Source organism: Protaetiibacter intestinalis (genome assembly GCF_003627075.1).
In the GTDB taxonomy this organism is placed as follows: Bacteria; Actinomycetota; Actinomycetes; order Actinomycetales; family Microbacteriaceae; genus Homoserinibacter; species Homoserinibacter intestinalis.
In genome coordinates, this window is sequence record NZ_CP032630.1 from 2,613,125 (window position 1) to 2,632,057 (window position 18,933).

The window sequence follows — 18,933 nt, forward strand, 5'->3', positions numbered from 1 at the left end:
GACCTTGGCGGATGTCTACAGCGGGCGAACTCAGCCGCGGGGGCGGGCGGTGTCGGCGATCGAGCCGACGATGAGCGCGGTCTGCAGGATGAGGGCCTCGCGGGCGCCGGTGGCGTCCCAGCCGATGACCTCGCTGATGCGCTTGAGGCGGTAGCGCACGGTGTTGGGGTGCACGAAGAGCTCGCGTGCGGTCGCCTCGAGCGAGCGTCCGTTGTCGAGGTAGGCCCAGAGCGTCGTGAGCAGTTCGGTGGAATGGTTCTGCAGGGGCTGGTAGATGCGCGAGATGAGGGTCGCGCGCGCGAGCGGGTCGCCCGCGAGGGCGCGCTCCGGCAGCAGGTCGTCGGCGAGGGTCGGGCGCGGCGCGCCGCGCCAGGCCCGGGCGACCGCGAAGCCCGCGAGGGCCGCCTTCGCGCTGCGGGCGGCATCCACGAGCGAGGGCACCTCGTGGCCGAGCACCAGGTGCCCCGGACCGAAGCCGGGCTCGAGCTGGCGGGCGATCTCGATGAACGGCAGGGCATCCCGGGTCTCGGCCTCCTCGGAGGCGTCGACGCGGCCGATCACGAGCACGAGCCGCGAGCCCTGCACGCCGATGAGCACGTCGGCGTCGAGGTGGCGGGCGGTGCGCCGCAGCTGGTCGACGTCGAGCATCCGCGGTGCCGTCCCGACGAGCACCGAGACCGAGCCGTGGCCGTTCCAGCCGAGCGCGGCGACCCGGCTCGGCAGCTCGCTGTCGTACTCGCCGGTGAGGATCGAGTCGACCACGAGCGCCTCGAGCCGGGCATCCCAGAGCCCGCGGGCCTCGGCGGCGCGGGCGTAGACGTCGGCGGCCGCGAAGGCGATCTCACGCGAGTACAGCAGGATCGCCTCGCGCAGCTCGTCTCCCGCGCTCGTGACGCGGTCCTCGACGACCTCGACCGTCACGCGGATGAGCTGCAGCGTCTGCTGCAGGCTCACCGAGCGCAGCAGCTCGCGCGGCGCCGCCCCGAACACGTCGGCCGCGATCCACGGAGTCGAGGTCGGGTCGTCGTACCAGGAGATGAACGAGGTGATGCCCGCCTGCGCGACGAGTCCGACGGCGCTGCGACGCCCCGGCGGCATCTCGCGATACCAGGGGAGCGTCTCGTCGAGTCGCTTGAGCGTCGTCGTCGCGAGCTCGCCTGACAGCGTGCGCAGCCAGGCGAGCGTCTGCTCCTTGGTCCTCTCGGGCACGGTCGGGTCGGCTCTAGCTCTCGCCGCCCGCCGAGCCGGTCGTGCCGGCGGTCACGTCGTGCAGCTTGTACTTGTCGATCGCCTGGAGCACGTAGGCCGGGTCGACCTGTCCGCGCCGGGCGAGCGACTGCAGCGCGCGCACGACGACCGACGGGCCGTCGATCTTGAAGTAGCGGCGAGCGGCCGGGCGCGTGTCGCTGAAGCCGAAGTCGTCGGCGCCGAGCGTCGCGAACTCGCCGGGGACCCACGCGCGGATCTGGTCGGGCACGGCGTGCATGTAGTCGGTCACCGCGAGGAACGGTCCCTCGGCCCCGTTGAGCTTCTGCCACACGTACGGCACGTGCGGCTGCTTGGTGGGGTTGAGGAAGTTGTGCTCGTCGGCGGCGATGCCGTCGCGGCGCAGCTCGCTCCACGAGGTGACGCTCCACACATCCGCGGCGACGCCCCAGTCCTTCGCGAGCAGCTCCTGGGCCTCGAGGGCCCACGGCACCGCGACGCCGGAGGCGAGCAGCTGCGTCTTCGGACCGCCGATCGTCGCGTCCTTGAGCTTGTAGATGCCCCGGAGCAGTCCGTCGACGTCGAGTCCCTCGGGCTCGACCGGCTGCACGTGCGGCTCGTTGTACACCGTGAGGTAGTACATGACGTTCGGGTCGGGATGCGATCCGCCGTACATGCGCTCGAGGCCGGCCTTCACGATGTGGCCGATCTCGTAGCCGTAGGCGGGGTCGTAGGCGACGACCGCGGGGTTCGTGGATGCGAGCAGCGGCGAGTGGCCGTCGGCGTGCTGCAGGCCCTCGCCCGTGAGCGTCGTGCGGCCCGCGGTGGCGCCGATGATGAAGCCGCGCGCCATCTGGTCGCCGGCGGCCCACATGGCGTCGCCCGTGCGCTGGAAGCCGAACATCGAGTAGAAGACGTACACCGGGATGAGCGGCTGCCCGTGCGTCGCGTACGAGGTGCCGACCGCGGTGAACGCCGCGAAGGCGCCCGCCTCGTTGATGCCGACGTGCACGATCTGGCCCTGCGGGCTCTCCTTGTAGGCGAGCAGCAGCTCCCGGTCGACCGAGGTGTAGTGCTGGCCGTTCGGGTTGTAGATCTTCGCCGTCGGGAAGTAGGCGTCCATGCCGAAGGTGCGCGCCTCGTCCGGGATGATCGGCACGATGCGGTTGCCGAAGTCGGGCGAGCGCAGCAGGTCCTTGAGCAGTCGGGCGAACGCCATCGTCGTGGCGACCTCCTGCTTGCCGGAGCCCTTCTTGGCGATCTCGTAGGCGGAGTCCTCGGGCAGGTTGAGGGCGACGTGCGCCGTGCGGCGCTCGGGCAGGTACCCGCCCAGCTCGCGGCGGCGTTCCTGCAGGTACTGCACCGCCGGATCCTCCTGGCCCGGGTGGTAGTACGGCGGCAGGTAGGGGTTCTCCTCGAGCTGCGCGTCGGTGACCGGGATGCGCAGCTCGTCGCGGAACTGCTTGAGGTTGTCGAGCGTGAGCTTCTTCATCTGGTGGGTCGCGTTGCGTCCCTCGAAGCTCTTGCCGAGACCGTAGCCCTTGATGGTCTTCGCGAGGATGACGGTGGGCTGGCCCTCGTGCTCGACGGCCGCCTTGAAGGCCGCGTAGACCTTGCGGTAGTCGTGGCCGCCGCGCTTGAGGTTCCAGACCTGCTCGTCGCTGTAGCCCTCGACGAGCTTGAGCGCCTCGGGGTCGCGACCGAAGAAGTTCTCGCGCACGTAGGCGCCGTCCTCGGTCTTGTAGGTCTGGTAGTCGCCGTCGGGGGTGGCGTTCATGAGGTTCACGAGCGCACCCGTGGTGTCGCGGGCGAGCAGCTCGTCCCACTCGCGACCCCAGACGACCTTGATGACGTTCCAGCCGGCTCCGCGGAAGAAGCTCTCGAGCTCCTGGATGATCTTGCCGTTGCCGCGGACGGGTCCGTCGAGGCGCTGCAGGTTGCAGTTGATGACGAACGTCAGGTTGTCGAGCTTCTCGTTGGCGGCCCACTGCAGGGCCCCGCGGCTCTCGACCTCGTCCATCTCGCCGTCGCCGAGGAACGCCCAGACGCGGCTGTCCGAGCGGTCGACGATGCCGCGGTTGGTGAGGTACTTGTTGTTCTGCGCCTGGTAGATGGCGTTGATGGGGCCGAGGCCCATCGACACCGTCGGGAACTGCCAGAACTCGGGCATGAGCCGCGGATGCGGGTAGGAGCTGAGCCCGTAGGGCGCGCGCGACTTCTCCTGCCGGAAGCCGTCGAGCTGCTGCTCGCTCAGGCGCCCCTCGAGGTAGGCGCGGGCGTACATGCCGGGGGAGGCGTGGCCCTGGTAGAAGATCTGGTCGCCGCCGGAGGGGTGGTCCTGGCCGCGGAAGAACCAGTTGTGGCCCACCTCGTAGAGCGAGGCGCTCGAGGCGTAGGTCGAGATGTGACCGCCGACCGCGATGCCGGGGCGCTGCGCACGGTGCACCGTGATGGCGGCGTTCCAGCGGATCCAGCGGCGGTACTGCCGCTCGAGCTCCTCGTCACCCGGGAACTCCGGTTCGTTCTCCGGGGCGATCGTGTTGATGTAGTCGGTGGTCGGCACCATGGGCACGCCCAGGTGCAGTTCCTTGGATCGCTTCAGCAGGCTGAGCATGACCTCGCGGCCGCGCCCGGGTCCCTTCGCGTCGACGAGCGCGTCGAGGGACTCCTGCCATTCGGCGGTCTCCTCCGGATCCTGATCGATGTTGTGCACCGAGTACGGATCCTGATCGTTCACCGTCACCCTTGACCTCTTCCTGATCGTGTCATGGCCGTCTTCGAGTCTAGTTCTGCCGGGGCTCCCGCTCGCTCATCGCCGGGATGCCACCGGCACTCGCGCGGATCCGGGCGTATGATCGCTCCTCGTGGCTTTGGAGAACGACACGCAGGCACCCGACTTCGACCTCGCGAACCAGTTCGGCGAGCACGTCCGGCTGAGCGACTTCCGCGGGCGCAAGCCCGTCGCGCTCGTGTTCTTCCCCCTCGCCTTCTCGAGCACCTGCACGGGGGAGCTGTGCGCGCTCCGCGACAACCTCTCCCTGTTCCAGCAGCACGGCGTCGAGCTCATCGGCATCTCCGTCGACTCGAAGGCGACGCTGCGGGCGTGGGCCGAGGAGGAGGGCTACGACTTCACCCTGCTGGCCGACTTCTGGCCCCATGGCGCCGTCGCCAAGGAGTACGGCGTCTTCCTCGAGGAGAAGGGCTTCGCGAACCGCGCGACCTTCGTGATCGACGCCAAGGGCGTCATCCGGGCCTCCTTCATCACCGCCCCCGGGCAGGCGCGCTCCGTCGAGGAGTACCGCGCGGCACTCGACGAGGTGCTGCCGGTCTCGGTCTGAGGCACGCGGCGGCGTTCAGCCGCCCATGACGTTGACGGCGCGCGCGATGACGAGCGCGAGGACGACGAATCCCGACAGCGACTCGAGCAGCATGAGCGCCTTCGCGCGGATCGACAGCGGCATGACGTCGGTGGGGCTGAAGGCCATCGCATCCGTCGTCGAGAAATACAGGTAGTCGAAGAACTGCGGGCTCCAGTCGGCCCGGGTCGAGGAGCGCACCGCGACCTCGGCGACGGCGTCGTCGTCCTCGTCCTGCGGGAAGCGGAAGTCGGCGGGCGGCAGGGCGTCGCGGGCGTCGCGACGCCGGGCCACGGGTCCGCCGCGATCCAGTTCCCAGTAGATGATCGCGTAGGCGATCACGTTCGTCGCCCACACCTGCACGGCGGCGAGCAGGATGGCGGGCGCGTCGGAGTTGTGCGCCACGAGCAGCTGGTAGCCGAGCTGCACGAGCGCCACCTGGTTCGCGAGCAGCAGCACGACGGCGAGGGCGATCGAGAGGCGCCGCGACAGGCGCGTCTCCCGCGTCAGCCGCACGGGGTTGAACACGATGAGCGGCACCAGGGCGAGAAGGCAGATGCCCGCGATCGTGTAGCGCAGCGCGGGCAGGAACGCACCGGGGAGCAGCAGGTAGAGCACCACGGCCACGAGGAGTGCGACGACGACCGGCCAGCGGTGTTCCGGACGGGCGCGGAAGTCGGCGGCGGTCATGCACGGAGCCTATTCCCGGCGCCCGGTAGCATCGGGTGTTCCGGGCGCTTAGCTCAGCTGGTAGAGCGCTTCGTTTACACCGAAGATGCCGGGGGTTCGAGTCCCTCAGCGCCCACATGGAGCCGGCCCGGGCGCGCGCGACCCTCGCGATCGTGGTCGCCGCGCTGCTCTGGGGCACCACGGGCACCGCGGCGAGCTTCCTGCCGGATGCCGTGAGCCCGCTCGCGGTGGGCGCCGCGACGATGGGCGTCGGCGGTGCGTTGCTGTTCGCGACCGCGCCCCGTGCGTCGCTCGGAGTGCTGCGCGACGCGCGCGCCCGCGGGTGGGTGCTGCTCGGCGCCGTGGGCGTGTTCGCCTACCCCCTCGCGTTCTACTCGGGGATGGACCTGGCGGGTGTGGCGATCGGCAACGTCGTGGCGCTCGGCAGCGGCCCCATCGTCACCGGCCTGCTCGAGCGGATCATCGAACGGCATCCGCTCTCGGCGCGCTGGGCAGCGGCGACCGCCCTCGCGGTGGCTGGGGTCGTGCTGCTCTCGACGGGCCGGCATCCGGAGGCGAGCGGTGCCGGGGAGGGAGGCGTGCTGCCCGGCGTGCTGCTCGGGCTCGTCGCGGGCGCCGCCTACGGCCTCTACACCTACGCCTCGGCGCGCGGCATCGGGGCGGGGCGGCCCTCGCGGGCGGTCATGGGGGCGATGTTCGGCTGCGGCGCGGTGCTGCTGCTGCCCGTGCTGCTGCTCACCGGGGCGCCGCTCATCGCCGCACCGGCATCCCTCGGGATCGCGGCCTACCTCGCGCTCGGGCCGATGTTCGTCGCGTACCTGCTCGTCGGCGTGGCGTTGCGCACCCTGCGCTCGTCGACCGTGACGACGATCGCGCTGCTCGAACCGGTCGTGGCGACCGTGCTCGCCGTGGTCGTCGTGGGGGAGCGGCTCGGGGCGCTCGGCTGGCTCGGGATCGCCGTCATCCTCGCCGGAATCGCCCTGCTCGTGACGGCCCGGCCTCCCCGGATCCGGACGCGAGCCCCCCTAGACTTCGAGCCATGACGGAGGGACCACCGGACGCCGCGCCGGGGGAGACACCTGACGACGGGACCGCCACAGGCGACGGTGCCGCCGCGAACTACGCGGCGTATCCGCCACCGTTCGGCGGCGAGCCGACGGTGAGCGACGACGATCTCGCAGCCGCGCTGGCGGCCCAGACCGCGATGTACACCGGGCCGATCACGATCCCGGTGCTCAACTCGGATCCCGTCTTCCGGCCCGATCCGGCCGAGCTGCAGGCGGATGTGCCGCCTCCCCCCGACCCGGCACCTCCGGTGGCGGAGGAGTCGGACGTCGAGGCGCCCGTGTACGAGCAGCCGTCGTATGAGCAGCCGGTGTACGAACAGCCGGTGTACGAGCAGGCGCCGTCGGCCGAGTGGCCCGCGCCCGAGGTCGTGCTGCCGCCCGTGCCGGTTCCGCCGCCCCCGCCGCCCGCCGAGTACATCGCGCCCGACGTGGTGGCCGCCGACCCCGAACCGCCGACGCTCGAACAGGCGCTGCCGCCGACCGCCTCAGAGCCGTATGCCGAGTCGTTCCCGGCGGCCGTGGTCGAGCCGTCGCCCGAGCCGACTCCGGTCGAGGGGATCCCGCTGGAGGACTTCGAGCTCAGCCGCGAGGTCGAGAACGAGGCCGCCGCCGGCTCGACGCTCGACGCCATCCTCCTGCTCGAGAACGAGCTGCGGCGCAGGCAAGGGCTGGCACCCGTCGAGGCCGCCGACACGCCGCCCGTCGACATCGATGCGGGCTTCGGACAGGTGCCGTTCGCCGCGCCGGCCCCCGAGCCGCCCGCGTTCCCGGTCGACGTGTCGGCGGAGCCGCCCGTCGCGGAGCCGGTCTTCGTGGAGCCGGTCTTCGCGGAGCCCGTGGTCGAGGCGCCGCCGTCCGAGGTCGAAGCGCCTCCCGCCGAGCCGCCCACGAGCCCGCCCGGTTGGACGCCCGCCCCCGATCCGGAGAACGAGGGCTCGCCGCTCGCCGAGGCTCCCGCCGAGCAGGCGTGGCTGTCGGCCCCGCCGCCGAGTTTCGCGCCCCCGGCGCTCGTCGAACCTCCCGTGCCGCCGACCGCGGATCCGGCGGTGTTCACCCCGCCCCCGGTCGACGTCTCGACCCTGCCGCCCCCGCCGATGACCGCGGGCGTCCCGGTCGACTTCCACGACGCGCCCCCGCCCGTCGTCGCGGCGGTGCCCATCACGCCGCCCGCCTTCGAGGCGCTCATCGCCGAACCCGTCGTCGACCCCGACATGGAGGGCATCGACGCGCTCGACCGTGCCGACCTCGCCGCCCCCATCCCGGTCGACGACACGGGGATCGCCTCGGTCGCCCCCGCACCGGTCGTGGCCGCCGCCGTCGCGGTGGACGCGCCCGGCGCGGAGCCCGCCCCCGCGCGCGAGCCCGACTCCCTCGCGATCGAGCAGCTCGCCCTCGAACCGACGCCGCTCGAGCAGCGCGCCGGGCACGCGGCCCGATTGTTCTGGCTGTGGTTCGCGGCGAACTCCTCCTTCGTGATGGTCGCGGTCGGGGCGACGCTCTTCGGGCTCGGCATGAGTCTGCGGCAGGTGCTCGTGGCGGTCGTCGCGGGCGTCGCGCTGTCGGCGCTGCCGCTCGGCCTCGGCACGCTCGCCGGCAAGTGGAGCGGTCAGCCGACCATGGTCGTCTCGCGCGCCACCTTCGGGCTCGCCGGCAACGTGCTGCCCGTGATCCTCGCCGTGCTCGGCCGGGTGCTGTGGGGTGGCGTCTCGCTGTGGCTGCTCGCGGGATCGGCCTCCGTGCTGCTCGACCCCGGTGCGGACGCGCCCGGGCTCACGGTCGTGCCGCTCGTGACCGTGCTCGTGGGGGCCGTGCTCGCCGGCATCGTGGCCGTCTTCGGCTACGGGTTGCTCTACCGGGTGCAGCGCGTGTTCAGCATCCTCTCGACCGTGCTGCTCGTGGCGACGATCGCGCTCACCGCGGAGCACGTCGACGTGCAGACCGCGCTCGAGACGGACGACGGCTCCTGGGTGCTCGCGATCGGCGGTGTCGTGATCGTCTTCAGCGTCGTCGGCCTCGCCTGGGCGCAGTCCAGCTCCGACCTCGCGCGCTACCAGCGGGCATCGGGATCCGGCGGCGCGAACATGCTGTGGGGCAGCTTCGGCGTCATCCTGCCGACCCTGCTCATCCTCGGCTGGGGCGCGCTGCTCGCCGCGTCGGACCCCGAGCTCGCGGACGGGCTCGCGCGGCATCCGATCGACGCGCTGCTCGCCCTCGTGCCCGACTGGTTCGTGCTCCCGCTGTTCGGGGCGACCGCGCTCGGCCTGCTCTCCTCGGCCATCGTCACGAGCTACTCGGGCGGGCTCGCGGTGGTCGCCTCGGGTCTGCGTGCGCCGCGGCCCATCGCATCCCTCATCGCCGCCGTGCTCGTCGGCGCCGCGGCGGTGGGACTGCTCGCGAGCGGCAGCGACACCGAGGAGATCGTGCGCGACCTGACCACGACGCTCGCGGTGCCGGTGGCCGCCTGGGCGGGTATCTTCGCGAGCGAGATGATGATCCGGCTGCGGCGCTTCCACGCGCCGTCGCTGCTCGCGCCGGGCGGGGTGTACCCGCAGGTGCGCTGGGTCAGCCTCGTGGGGCTCGTCGTCATCAGCGTCGTCGGTCTCGGGCTCACCTCGGCCGAGCTTCCGGGTCTCGACTGGCAGGGCTACCTGCTGGGGCTGTTCGGCCTGGCCGCCGACGACCCGTGGCGGTCGGCGGATGCGGGTGTGCTCGTCGCGCTCGCGCTCGGCCTCATCCTGCCGCTCGCCACCGCGATCCCCGTCATCCGCCGGCAGGAGCGCCCCGTCGACGCCACGGCGTCGGGCGGGATGCCCGCGGTCGACGCCCTCGTAGACTGAGGCGCGTGGCCCCGACCCTCGCGCATGTGACCGACGTCGCCCAGACGCTCTGGCCGCTCTCGGGCGCCGAGTCCTGGGATGCGCCGGGCCTCATCGCGGGCGACCCGTCCGCGGAGGTGGCCGCCGTGCATCTCGCGGTCGACGCCGTCGCGGCGACCGCCGACGAGGCGCTCGAACTCGGCGCCCAGCTGCTGCTCGTGCACCATCCGCTGCTGCTGCGCGGCGTCACGAGCGTGGCAGAGGATCGCTACAAGGGCGCCGTGATCTCCCGGCTGATCCGCGGCGGCTGTGCGCTGCTCGCCGCCCACACCAATGCCGACGTCGTCGCCGACGGCACCTCCGCGGTGCTCGCCCGCGCCCTCGGGCTGCGTGACGTGCGGCCCATCGTGCCGTCGGCATCCGCCCCGGCCCTCGGCCTCGGCCGCATGGGGGAGCTGCCCGAGCCGGTGACCCTCGGGGAGCTCGCGCGGGGCCTGCAGGAGCTGCTGCCCGCGACCGCGCAGGGCATCCGCGGGGCGGGCGACTACTTCGCCCGCGTGCAGCGGATCGCGCTGTGCGCCGGCGCGGGCGACTCTCTGCTCGCACACCCGGAGGTGCTCGCCTCCGAGGTGTACGTCACGAGCGACCTGCGGCACCACCCGGCGTCCGAGGCGCGCGAGAACGCCCGCATCGGCGGCGGCCCGGCGCTGCTCGACATCTCGCACTGGGCGGCGGAGTGGCTGTGGCTCGACGTCGCCGCCGAGCAGCTGCGCGCCGCATTGCCCGGGGTCACGGTGACGGTGAGCGAGCTGCGCACCGACCCGTGGGACTTCGCCCTCGTCTGACCTTCCCGGCTCCGGCCGACAACAGAAACGGAAACCGCATGGGCCTCAAGGCCGCACCCGAAGACCAGGCGCTGCTGCTCGAGCTGCAGGAGTTCGACACGCGGCTGCAGCAGCTCGCACACCGCGCCCGCACCCTGCCCGAGCACGCCGCGGTGGCGGCCCTCGGCGGCGAGATCGAGACGGTGCGCCGCACCCTCGCCGAGCAGACCGGCAGCTGGGAGGACGCGCGCACCGAGCTCGGCCGGGTCGAATCGGATGTCGCGGTCGTCGAGGCGCGGATCGCGCGCGACCGCGACCGGCTGCAGGGCAGCTCCTCGGTGAAGGATGTCGCGGCGCTCGAGCAGGAGCTCGCCGCCCTCGCCCGCCGGCAGGACGAGCTCGAGGAGATCGAGCTCGTCGTGATGGAACGCGTCGAGGAGCAGGAGACCGCCCTCGCGGCGACCCGCGAGGAGCTCGCCGCCCTCGAGGCGCGCTCGGCGGAGACCGTCGCGGCCCGCGACACCGCCCTCGCGGCGCTCGAACAGGACCGCATCCACATCGCCGCGAACCGCGCGACGGTGGCCGGCAAGGTGCCCGCAGATCTGCTCGCCCTCTACGAGAAGCAGCGCGAGCGCTACGGCGTCGGCGCCTCGCACCTGCGCGCCGGGGTCTCGAGCGCGAGCGGGGTGGCCCTCAACGCCACCGACCTGAATGCCGTGCGGGCCGCGGCACCGGATGATGTCATCCTGTGCCCCGACTCGAGCGCGATCCTCGTGCGCACGGCGGAATCCGGCCTGTGAGCCGCTGATCGGCCGCGCGCGCTAGCCTGGCTAGGCGAACGGGTCGGCCAGACGGTCGCGTCGCATCCCGCGAGGGGTGCGCCGAGGAACGTCCGGGCTCCACAGAGCAGGGCGGTGGGTAACACCCACCCGGAGCAATCCGCGAGAAAGTGCAACAGAGAGCAGACCGCCTCGGGATCCGTCCCGAGGTAAGGGTGAAACGGTGGTGTAAGAGACCACCAGGGGCCCGAGTGATCGGGCTCGCTGGGTAAACCTCGCCCGGAGCAAGGTCAGACAGACACCGATGAGGCTGCTCGCCGAGGTGTCGGGTAGACCGCTGGAGGGGTACGGCGACGTGCCCCCGAGAGAGATGGCCGTCCGATCGGGGCCGCAAGGCACCGACCGACAGAACCCGGCGTATCGGCCGGCCCGTTCGCCCCGAGATGAGAGAAGCGCCCCCGGAAGACCGGGGGCGCTACCTCGTGGTGGTCGTCAGGCGATGCGGATGTTCGCGGCCTGCGGACCCTTCTGGCCCTGAGCGACCTCGAATTCGACGCGCTGGCCCTCTTCGAGGGTGCGGTAACCGCTCGAGTCGATGGCCGAGTAGTGCGCGAAGACGTCCTGGGCGCCATCGTCGGGGGTGATGAAGCCGAAACCCTTTTCGGCGTTGAACCACTTCACGGTTCCAGTGGGCATGAGACTGCTTTCTTCATGGTGCACGCACCCCACCTCGGGGGCGTCTGCTCAACTTAGTGCACGCAGCCGACGGGCTCACAGGGGATGGCCCGAGATTTCACCGAACTGAAACCTGGCGTCATCGAGCGTGCGGGCCCGCCGCGAGCCACGCGGCGCCCAGGATGCCGGCGTTGTTGCGCAGCGTCGCGGGCACGATGGGGGTCGTGAGCTCCAGCAGCGGCAGGAACTCCTCGTGGTTCTTCGACACCCCGCCGCCGACGATGAACAGCTCCGGCGAGAACAGGAACTCGACCGTGCCGTAGAACAGCTGCAGCCGGTCGGCCCAGCGCCGCCAACTGAGGTGCCCGCGCTCCTTCGCCGAGAACGAGGCGAGACGCTCGGCATCCCGACCCTTCAGCTGCAGGTGGCCGAGCTCGGTGTTGGGCACGAGCACGCCGTCGTAGAGGAAGGCGCTGCCGATGCCGGTGCCGAGGGTCGTCACGATCACGAGCCCGTCGACGCCGGCGGCCGCCCCGAAGCGGGCCTCGGCGACGCCCGCCGCATCCGCGTCGTTGACGAAGTGGATGCGGCGCCCGAGCGCCGTCTCGAACAGCCGGTCGGCCTCGAGGCCGATCCAGCGCTTCGAGACGTTGGCGGCCGACATCGTGCGGCCGTGCCGCACGATCGCGGGGAAGCAGACCCCCACCGGCACGCCGTCGGCCTCCGAGCCGAAGCCGGCGACCATCCCGGCCACGGCGGCGAGCACGGCATCCGGATCGCCACCCTCGGGGGTGGGCACCTTGACCCGGTCGCCCGCGAGTTCGCCGCTGGCGACGTCCACGAGGGCGCCCTTGATGCCGGTGCCTCCGATGTCGATGCCGACGGCCAGTGTGCTCATGGGTCCTCCAGGGCTCGGGTGGTGGTCAGGGAAGGGTCAGGATGTCGGCGCCGGTCTCGGTGACGACGAGGGTGTGCTCGAACTGGGCGGTGAGGCTCTTGTCGCGCGTCGTGATGGTCCACTCGTCGTCCCACTCGTCCCAGTCGGCGGTGCCGGGGTGCTCGGGTGTGCCGAGGGTCAGCATGGGCTCGATCGTGAACACCATGCCGACCTCCATGACGGTGTCGTAGCGCGGCGCCGCGTCGTAGTGGGGCACGATGAGCCCGGTGTGGAAGGCGCTGCCGACGCCGTGGCCGGTGTAGTCGCGCACCACGCCGTAGCCGAAGCGGCGGGCGTAGCTCTCGATCGCGCGGCCGATGACGTTGATCTCCCGGCCCGGCGCGACGGCCTTGATGCCGCGCTCGAGCGCGAGCCGGGTGCGCTCGACGAGCTCGCGGGCCTCCGGGGCGACGTCGCCCACCAGGAAGGTCGCGTTGAGGTCGCCGTGCATGCCGTCGTGGTAGGCGGTGATGTCGACGTTGAGGATGTCGCCGTCCTCGAGCACGGTGTCGTCGGGGATCCCGTGGCAGATCACCTCGTTGAGCGAGGTGCAGCACGACTTCGGGTAGCCCCGGTAGCCGAGGGTCGACGGGTAGGCGTCGTGCGCGACGAGGAAGTCGTGCGCGATCGCGTCGAGCTCGTCGGTCGTGACGCCGGGGCGCACGGCGGCGCGGACGGCCTCGACGGCCTGCGCCGCGATCCGTCCGCTCGTGCGGATGCGCTCGACGTCGGCGGGGGAGTACACGTCGGAGCCCGTGAACGCGCGCGGCCCCGGTCGGCCCACGTACTCGGGCCGCGGGATGGAGGCGGGCACCGCGCGCCGGGGCGACAGTCTGCCCGCGACGAGGTGACCGGCTGCGTCGCGAGGCATAGGCTCAGACTACCGAGCGGAAGGGGCCGAACATGGCCGACTGGTGGTACAACCACAGGACCGGACAGGTCGAGGAGGGCCCCCAGTCGCTGGGCTCGGACCGCGACGGCCCCTACGCGACCCGCGAGGAGGCCGAGCGCGCCCCCGAGATCGCGGCGGAGCGCGCCCGCGCCTGGGCGGCGGAGGACGAAGAGGGCTGAGCTACCGCGGCGGCCGCGCGCGCGGGCACGGCATCGGGCGGGTCGGTCATCGGGCGAGCCTCTCGAGCAGCGACATCGCGTCGAACGGCGCTCGGACCTTCTGGTCGTTGTCGAAGTACACGTGGACGTCGCGATCGTGGTCGAGGTGGTCGCGCGTCCACTCCTCCCACTCGTCGAGACCCGCCGCGTCGTAGCCCGAGGTGTAGAGCTCCTCGTCGCCGTGCAGGCGCGCGTAGGCGAAGTCGGCGGTCACCCAGTCGAGTCGCGGCCAGCGCCCGGCCGAGTCGCCGAGCACCACGGCGACCCCCGCTGCCGCGGCCTGGTCGGCGAACTCCTGGTCATCGAAGCTGTATGCGCGCGGCTCGATGGCGTGACGGAGCGGCCGCACCTCGTCGATCTCGAGCAGCTCCCTGCCCCGCATCCGCTCGCTTCGGCCGCGCGCGGACTCGAGCGCCGAGCCGGTGTCGTGCGGCAGCAGCGCGAGGAAGGCGGCGATCGTCTCCGGGTCGTACTCGAGGCTCGGCGGCAGCTGCCAGAGGATCGGTCCGAGCTTCGGGCCGAGGCCGAGGATGCCGGAGGCGAGAAAGTCGGCGAGCGGCTCGGCGACGTCGTCGAGCCGGCGGATGTGCGTGATGAAGCGCGGCGCCTTGACCGCGAAGACGAAGTCGTCGGGCGTCTCGGCGCGCCACTTCACCCAGCTCGCGGGCTTCTGCAGTGCGTAGAACGAGCCGTTGAGCTCGATCGAGGTCACCCGCTCCGACGCGTAACGCAGTTCGTCGGCCTGCCGCAGACCCCTCGGGTAGAAGTCGCCGCGCCAGGGCGCATAGGTCCAGCCGGCCATGCCCACGCGTGCGACGGCCATCCGGGCTCAGTCCTCGTAGGAGTGCTCCGGGCCGGGGTAGGCGCCGGAGGCGACATCGGCGGTCCAGGTGCGCGCGGCGTCCGTGAGCACCCCCGTCAGGTCGGCGTACTGCCGCACGAACTTCGGGATCCGACCGGAGGTCAGGCCCGCCCAGTCGGTCCAGACGAGGAGCTGTCCGTCCGTGTGGGGGCCGGCTCCGACGGAGATCGTCGGGATCGTGAGCTCCTCGGTCACCCGGCGCGCCGCCTCCGCGGGCACCATCTCGAGCACCACCGCGAACGCGCCCGCCTCCTCGACGGCGTGGGCGTCGGCGAGCAGCTGCTCGACGCGCTCCCCGCGGCCCTGGATGACGTGGCCGCCGAGCTGGTGCTCGCTCTGGGGGGTGAAGCCGATGTGCGCCATCACCGGGATGCCGGCCGACACGATGCGGCGGATCTGCTCTGCCGAGCGCACGCCGCCCTCGAGCTTGACGGCGTGGGCGCCGGTCTCCTTCATGAAGCGGAAGGCGGTGTGCAGAGCCTCGTCGGGCCCGGTCTCGTAGGAGCCGAAGGGCATGTCGGCGACGACGAACGCGCGCTTCACGGCGCCCGCGACGGCGCGCGTGAGCGGGATGAGCTGGTCGACCGTGACGGGGAGCGTCGTGTCGTAGCCGAAGACGTTGTTGCCCGCCGAGTCGCCCACGAGCAGGAAGTCGATGCCCGCCTTGTCGAAGATGGCGGCGGTGAGCTGGTCGTAGCTCGTGAGCCCGGTGATCTTGATGCCGTTCGCCTTGGCGTTCTGGAAATGCCGGGTGCGGACCTTCTTGACGACCTCGTCTGCCATTTCGCCAGTCTAGGCCGCGGCCTCCGCGTCGCGCCGCGCCGCCGGGGTGCGCGGGGTCGCGAGCCGGAGCGCACCGAGCACGATGCAGAGCTGGGCTGCGAGGTAGAGGCCCATGATGAGGGTGTCCTCGGGCGGGGTCTGGAACAGCGGGGTGAAGAGGCGGAAGGCGAGCAGCGAGTCGCTCGCGACGAAGAGGGTGCCGCCGAGCATCGTGAAGAGGTTGCCGCGCGTCGAGAGCGCCGCCATGAGGGCGAGCGCCGCGCCGTAGGCGGCCACGATGCCCGTGAGCTCGCCGAGCGACGGCACGAGGGCGACGAGCAGCCCCGCGTACCAGGCGAGGAGCCCGAGCGACCACCAGCTCGGCCGTCGCCGGAATCCGACGAGGAAGAGCGCCATGTAGGCCACGTGCGCCGCCAGGAAGAAGCTCAGCCCGACCACGAAGTCGGTGAGCGTGATGTCGCCGATCCACGACAGCACGAGGCCCGCGAGCAGGGTCAGCAGCACGGGGAGCGGCAACCACAGCCGCCCGATGAGCAGCACGATCCCCACCCCGAGGATCAGGGCGGGGACCGTGAGGCCCTTGGTGGCACGATCCAGTTCGACGAGTCCCGCGAGCTTGACCGCGAGGTGGAAGGCCGACACCGCCAGGAACGGTGCGAACGCACCGAGCACCAGCGGGACCCGTCGCATCAGATGAGGCCCTGGGCGAGCATCGCGTCCGCGACCCGCACGAAGCCCGCGGCGTTCGCGCCGAGCACGTAGTCGCCGGGGCGGCCGTAGCGCTCGGATGCGTCGTACGCGGCGCCGTGGATGTCGCGCATGATCTGGTGCAGCCGTGCCTCGCTGTCGTCGAAGCCCCAGTGCTGGCGCGAGGCGTTCTGGCTCATCTCGAGCGCGGAGGTGGCGACGCCGCCCGCGTTGGCGGCCTTGCCCGGCGCGAACAGCACGCCCGCCTCCTGGAACGCGGCGATCGCCTCCGGGGTGCTCGGCATGTTGGCGCCCTCGCTGACCGCGATCACCCCGCCCCGGATGAGGGCAGCGGCGTCGTCGCCGTCGAGCTCGTTCTGGGTGGCGGAGGGCAGCGCGACGTCGCCCGGCACCTCCCAGACGCGTGCGTCCGGCACGAAGCGCGCCGAGGGGCGGCGTTCCGCGTACTCGGCGATCCGGGCGCGCTCGACCTCCTTGAGCTGCTTGAGCAGCTCGAGGTCGATGCCGGCCTCGTCGACGACGTAGCCCGAGGAGTCGGATGCGGTGAGCGCCTTCGCGCCGAGCTGGTGGAGCTTCTCGATCGCGTAGAGGGCGACGTTGCCGGAGCCCGACACGATCGCCGTGCGGCCCTCGAGGCCCTCGCCGCGGCGGGCGAGCATCTCCTGCAGGAAGAACACCGCGCCGTAGCCGGTTGCCTCGGTGCGCACCTCGGCGCCGCCCCACTGCACGCCCTTGCCGGTGAACATGCCCGATTCGTGACGGTTGGTGATCTTGCGGTACTGCCCGAACAGGTAGCCGATCTCGCGCGCGCCGACGCCGATGTCGCCCGCGGGCACGTCCGTGTGCTCGCCGAGGTGGCGGTACAGCTCCGACATGAAGCTCTGCGAGAAGCGCTCGATCTCGCGGTCGCTGCGGCCGTGCGGGTCGAAGTCGCTGCCGCCCTTCGCGCCGCCGATGCCCTGACCGGTGAGGGCGTTCTTGAGGATCTGCTCGAAGCCGAGGAACTTGATGATGCCGAGGTTGACGCTCGGGTGGAACCGCAGCCCGCCCTTGTACGGGCCGAGGGCCGAGTTGAACTGCACGCGGAATCCGCGGTTCACCTGCACGCGACCTTCGTCGTCGGTCCACGGCACGCGGAAGATGATCTGGCGCTCGGGCTCGACGAGCCGCTCGAGGATGCCGGCCTCGACGTACTCGGGGTGGTGCTCGAGCACCGGGCCGACGGATTCGAGCACCTCGTGGAGGGCCTGGTGGAACTCGGGCTCACCGGCGTTCCGCGCGACGGCGGTGCGGTAGACGGACTCGACGTAGGAGGGAAGATTCACGGAGGGTGGAGCTTTCTGCCCCGGGCAGGGGCGGGCGGAGCGGCGGGGTCAGGCCCCGGGGCGGTACGTGATGGGAAGCCGGCGGTCGCGGCCGAACGCCATGCCCGAGATCTTCGGCCCGATGGCACCCTGCCGGCGCTTCCACTCTGAACGGTCGACGAGACGGGTGACGAAGTCGACCGTCTCCGCATCGTAGCCGAGGGCGACGATGTCGGTGCGGCCGAGGCGCCGTGTCACGTAGGCCTCCAGGATCGCGTCGAGCAGCGGATACGGGGGCAGCGAATCCTGGTCGGTCTGGTCGGGACGCAGCTCCGCGCTCGGCGGCTTCGAGATGGAGTTCTCCGGGATGGGGGGCGTCTCGCCGCGGGCGGCGGCGTGCGCGTTGCGCCAGCGCGCGAGCTCCCAGACGAGCGTCTTCGGCACGTCCTTGAGGGGGGCGAACCCGCCCGCCGAGTCGCCGTAGATGGTCGAGTAGCCGACCGCGAGCTCCGTCTTGTTGCCGGTCGTGAGCACGAGATGGCCGTCCATGTTCGACTTCGCCATGAGGATGATGCCGCGGATGCGCGCCTGCAGGTTCTCGGCGGCGACCCCGGTGAGGGCGAGCTGCTCCTCGACGGGGTGCACGAGCTCGGCGATCGGCTCCACCGAGTAGTGCAGGCCGATCCGCTCGGCGAGGTCGTCGGCATCCGAGCGCGAACCCTCGGAGCTGTAGCGGCTCGGCATGCTCACGCCGTGCACACGGTCGGCCCCGAGCGCGTCGGCCGCGAGCGCCGCGCAGACGGCCGAATCGATGCCGCCGGAGAGGCCGAGCACGACGCTCGGGAAGCGGTTCTTCTCGACGTAGTCGCGCAGTCCCAGCACGAGCGCGTTCCAGAGCTGCTCGCGGTCGTCGGGGAGCTCGGCGATGTCGGGGGAGAGCTCGGGGGAGAGCTCGGGTGCCTCGGCGTCGATCACCACGCGCCGAACGTTCTCGAGCTCGGGGACCTCGCCCGCGGCATCCGGCTCCACGTCGACGACGAGCAGGTGCTCGCGGAACTGCGGGGCGCGCGCCAGGATGCGGCCCGTCTCGTCGACGACGACCGAGTCGCCGTCGAAGACGAGGTCGTCCTGGCCGCCGACGATGTTGACGTAGGCGACGATCGTGCGCGTCTCGGTCGCCCGGCGCGTGACGAGCGGCAGGCGCACCTCGTCCTTGTCGCGCTCGAACGGCGAGGCGTTCACGACGAGCAGCAGCCCGGCATCCGCGTCGAGCACCCGGCCGACGGGCCCGCCGTCGCGCCAGAGGTCCTCGCAGATGATGAGGGCCACGTCGACGCCGCGGATGCGCAGCACGAGCAGCTCGTCGCCCGGGATGAAGACGCGGTACTCGTCGAAGACCGAGTAGTTCGGCAGGTGGTGCTTCGCGTAGCGGGCGACGACCCGGCCGCGGTGCAGCACCGAGGCGCAGTTCTGGGCGATCGCGGTGGGCGCGTTGCTCGTGCCGAGCAGCCGCGGTGCGAACGGCCCCTCGGGGTGGCCGACCACGACGATGAGCTCGCCGAACCCCTCCTCGTCGAGGCGGCGGGCGAGTGCCGGGACCGCCTCGGATGCGGCCCGCAGGAAGCCCGGCTGCGCCGCGAGATCCTCGATGGGATAGCCCGTGAGGGCCATCTCGCCGGTCGCGAGCAGTTCGGCTCCGGCCTCGGATGCGGCGCGCGCGGACGCCACGATGAGGTCGGCGTTCCCCGCGAGGTCGCCGACCAGCGGGTTGGACTGCGCAAGTGCCAATCGCAGGCGGGGCATGGCGATAGCCTAG

17 protein-coding genes, 1 tRNA gene and 1 other RNA gene are annotated in these 18,933 nt (G+C 71.9%); 8 read left to right on the plus strand and 11 right to left on the minus strand.

All coding sequences use genetic code 11. From position 1 onward, the window contains the following. Positions 1 to 30: 30 nt before the first annotated feature. Positions 31 to 1,209, minus strand: coding sequence for a PucR family transcriptional regulator (locus tag D7I47_RS12360; RefSeq protein ID WP_120763335.1), 1,179 nt, complete (start codon positions 1,207 to 1,209; stop codon positions 31 to 33). 13 nt (positions 1,210 to 1,222) lie between these two features. Continuing rightward, on the minus strand, positions 1,223 to 3,949 hold the full coding sequence (aceE, locus tag D7I47_RS12365; RefSeq protein WP_120763336.1) for a pyruvate dehydrogenase (acetyl-transferring), homodimeric type: 2,727 nt from the start codon (positions 3,947 to 3,949) through the stop codon (positions 1,223 to 1,225). Positions 3,950 to 4,070: 121 nt separating this feature from the next. Here aceE and D7I47_RS12370 point away from each other — a divergent pair, with 121 nt between their 5' ends. Further along, positions 4,071 to 4,544, plus strand: a complete 474-nt coding sequence (locus D7I47_RS12370) for a peroxiredoxin (protein WP_120763337.1) — start codon at positions 4,071 to 4,073, stop codon at positions 4,542 to 4,544. Positions 4,545 to 4,559: 15 nt separating this feature from the next. Here D7I47_RS12370 and D7I47_RS12375 read toward each other — a convergent pair whose 3' ends face one another. Beyond that, positions 4,560 to 5,252, minus strand: coding sequence for a DUF1345 domain-containing protein (locus D7I47_RS12375; RefSeq protein ID WP_120763338.1), 693 nt, complete (start codon positions 5,250 to 5,252; stop codon positions 4,560 to 4,562). A gap of 42 nt (positions 5,253 to 5,294) precedes the next feature. Between D7I47_RS12375 and D7I47_RS12380 the strand changes: the two genes are divergently transcribed. The 6 genes from D7I47_RS12380 to rnpB all read left to right on the plus strand — a co-directional run bounded on the left by D7I47_RS12380 (position 5,295) and on the right by rnpB (position 11,174). Next, positions 5,295 to 5,367: transfer RNA gene (locus tag D7I47_RS12380), tRNA-Val, on the plus strand. A gap of 1 nt (position 5,368) precedes the next feature. Then, entirely contained in the window at positions 5,369 to 6,295 is a 927-nt protein-coding gene (locus tag D7I47_RS12385; protein ID WP_120763339.1) for a DMT family transporter, read from the plus strand. Then, entirely contained in the window at positions 6,292 to 9,156 is a 2,865-nt protein-coding gene (locus tag D7I47_RS12390; protein ID WP_120763340.1) for a cytosine permease, read from the plus strand. Before D7I47_RS12385 ends, D7I47_RS12390 begins: the two co-directional genes overlap by 4 nt. A gap of 5 nt (positions 9,157 to 9,161) precedes the next feature. Beyond that, positions 9,162 to 9,980, plus strand: a complete 819-nt coding sequence (locus D7I47_RS12395) for a Nif3-like dinuclear metal center hexameric protein (protein ID WP_120763341.1) — start codon at positions 9,162 to 9,164, stop codon at positions 9,978 to 9,980. Between the two features lie 38 nt (positions 9,981 to 10,018). After that, the gene (locus D7I47_RS12400; protein ID WP_120763342.1) at positions 10,019 to 10,759 is read left to right on the plus strand and encodes a zinc ribbon domain-containing protein; all 741 of its coding nucleotides are present in this window, start codon (positions 10,019 to 10,021) and stop codon (positions 10,757 to 10,759) included. Positions 10,760 to 10,798: 39 nt separating this feature from the next. Further along, positions 10,799 to 11,174: RNase P RNA component class A (gene rnpB / locus D7I47_RS12405), an RNA gene on the plus strand. 56 nt (positions 11,175 to 11,230) lie between these two features. On the opposite strand, the gene cspE is transcribed toward rnpB, so the two are convergent. The 3 genes from cspE to map form a co-directional block, all read right to left on the minus strand. After that, on the minus strand, positions 11,231 to 11,434 hold the full coding sequence (gene cspE / locus D7I47_RS12410) for a transcription antiterminator/RNA stability regulator CspE (RefSeq protein ID WP_120763343.1): 204 nt from the start codon (positions 11,432 to 11,434) through the stop codon (positions 11,231 to 11,233). Between the two features lie 118 nt (positions 11,435 to 11,552). Further along, positions 11,553 to 12,311: a polyphosphate--glucose phosphotransferase gene (ppgK, locus tag D7I47_RS12415; RefSeq protein WP_120763344.1), complete on the minus strand. Its 759-nt coding sequence runs from the start codon at positions 12,309 to 12,311 to the stop codon at positions 11,553 to 11,555. A gap of 25 nt (positions 12,312 to 12,336) precedes the next feature. After that, positions 12,337 to 13,221: a type I methionyl aminopeptidase gene (gene map / locus D7I47_RS12420; RefSeq protein ID WP_120763345.1), complete on the minus strand. Its 885-nt coding sequence runs from the start codon at positions 13,219 to 13,221 to the stop codon at positions 12,337 to 12,339. A gap of 32 nt (positions 13,222 to 13,253) precedes the next feature. Here map and D7I47_RS12425 point away from each other — a divergent pair, with 32 nt between their 5' ends. Next, entirely contained in the window at positions 13,254 to 13,421 is a 168-nt protein-coding gene (locus tag D7I47_RS12425; protein ID WP_120763346.1) for a methionine aminopeptidase, read from the plus strand. 46 nt (positions 13,422 to 13,467) lie between these two features. Here D7I47_RS12425 and D7I47_RS12430 read toward each other — a convergent pair whose 3' ends face one another. The 5 genes from D7I47_RS12430 to D7I47_RS12450 are packed head-to-tail and all read right to left on the minus strand — an operon-like array spanning position 13,468 to position 18,920. After that, positions 13,468 to 14,283 (minus strand): DUF72 domain-containing protein, encoded by an 816-nt coding sequence (locus D7I47_RS12430; RefSeq protein ID WP_120763347.1) that lies wholly within the window; start codon positions 14,281 to 14,283, stop codon positions 13,468 to 13,470. A 6-nt stretch (positions 14,284 to 14,289) separates the two neighbouring features. After that, positions 14,290 to 15,105 carry a 3-methyl-2-oxobutanoate hydroxymethyltransferase gene (panB, locus tag D7I47_RS12435; protein ID WP_120763348.1) on the minus strand — a complete coding sequence of 272 codons (816 nt, stop codon included), beginning with the start codon at positions 15,103 to 15,105 and terminating at the stop codon, positions 14,290 to 14,292. 9 nt (positions 15,106 to 15,114) lie between these two features. After that, positions 15,115 to 15,795 (minus strand): lysoplasmalogenase family protein, encoded by a 681-nt coding sequence (locus D7I47_RS12440; protein WP_120763349.1) that lies wholly within the window; start codon positions 15,793 to 15,795, stop codon positions 15,115 to 15,117. Continuing rightward, on the minus strand, positions 15,795 to 17,138 hold the full coding sequence (gene gdhA / locus D7I47_RS12445; protein ID WP_120763350.1) for an NADP-specific glutamate dehydrogenase: 1,344 nt from the start codon (positions 17,136 to 17,138) through the stop codon (positions 15,795 to 15,797). Before gdhA ends, D7I47_RS12440 begins: the two co-directional genes overlap by 1 nt. A 48-nt stretch (positions 17,139 to 17,186) precedes the next feature. Then, a complete protein-coding gene (locus D7I47_RS12450) occupies positions 17,187 to 18,920 on the minus strand; it encodes an NAD+ synthase (RefSeq protein ID WP_120763351.1) in 1,734 nt (577 codons plus the stop codon). Positions 18,921 to 18,933: the final 13 nt, after the last annotated feature.

What these genes read in the sequence shown, in the direction of transcription:
- panB (WP_120763348.1), bottom strand. Translation starts at nt 15,105, where the DNA reads ATGGCAGACGAGGTCGTCAAGAAGGTCCGCACCCGGCATTTCCAGAAC.
- D7I47_RS12440 (WP_120763349.1), bottom strand. Translation starts at nt 15,795, where the DNA reads ATGCGACGGGTCCCGCTGGTGCTCGGTGCGTTCGCACCGTTCCTGGCG.
- D7I47_RS12400 (WP_120763342.1), top strand. Translation starts at nt 10,019, where the DNA reads ATGGGCCTCAAGGCCGCACCCGAAGACCAGGCGCTGCTGCTCGAGCTG.
- D7I47_RS12390 (WP_120763340.1), top strand. Translation starts at nt 6,292, where the DNA reads ATGACGGAGGGACCACCGGACGCCGCGCCGGGGGAGACACCTGACGAC.
- D7I47_RS12430 (WP_120763347.1), bottom strand. Translation starts at nt 14,283, where the DNA reads ATGGCCGTCGCACGCGTGGGCATGGCCGGCTGGACCTATGCGCCCTGG.
- D7I47_RS12375 (WP_120763338.1), bottom strand. Translation starts at nt 5,252, where the DNA reads ATGACCGCCGCCGACTTCCGCGCCCGTCCGGAACACCGCTGGCCGGTC.
- ppgK (WP_120763344.1), bottom strand. Translation starts at nt 12,311, where the DNA reads ATGAGCACACTGGCCGTCGGCATCGACATCGGAGGCACCGGCATCAAG.
- cspE (WP_120763343.1), bottom strand. Translation starts at nt 11,434, where the DNA reads ATGCCCACTGGAACCGTGAAGTGGTTCAACGCCGAAAAGGGTTTCGGC.
- D7I47_RS12450 (WP_120763351.1), bottom strand. Translation starts at nt 18,920, where the DNA reads ATGCCCCGCCTGCGATTGGCACTTGCGCAGTCCAACCCGCTGGTCGGC.
- D7I47_RS12385 (WP_120763339.1), top strand. Translation starts at nt 5,369, where the DNA reads ATGGAGCCGGCCCGGGCGCGCGCGACCCTCGCGATCGTGGTCGCCGCG.
- D7I47_RS12425 (WP_120763346.1), top strand. Translation starts at nt 13,254, where the DNA reads ATGGCCGACTGGTGGTACAACCACAGGACCGGACAGGTCGAGGAGGGC.
- map (WP_120763345.1), bottom strand. Translation starts at nt 13,221, where the DNA reads ATGCCTCGCGACGCAGCCGGTCACCTCGTCGCGGGCAGACTGTCGCCC.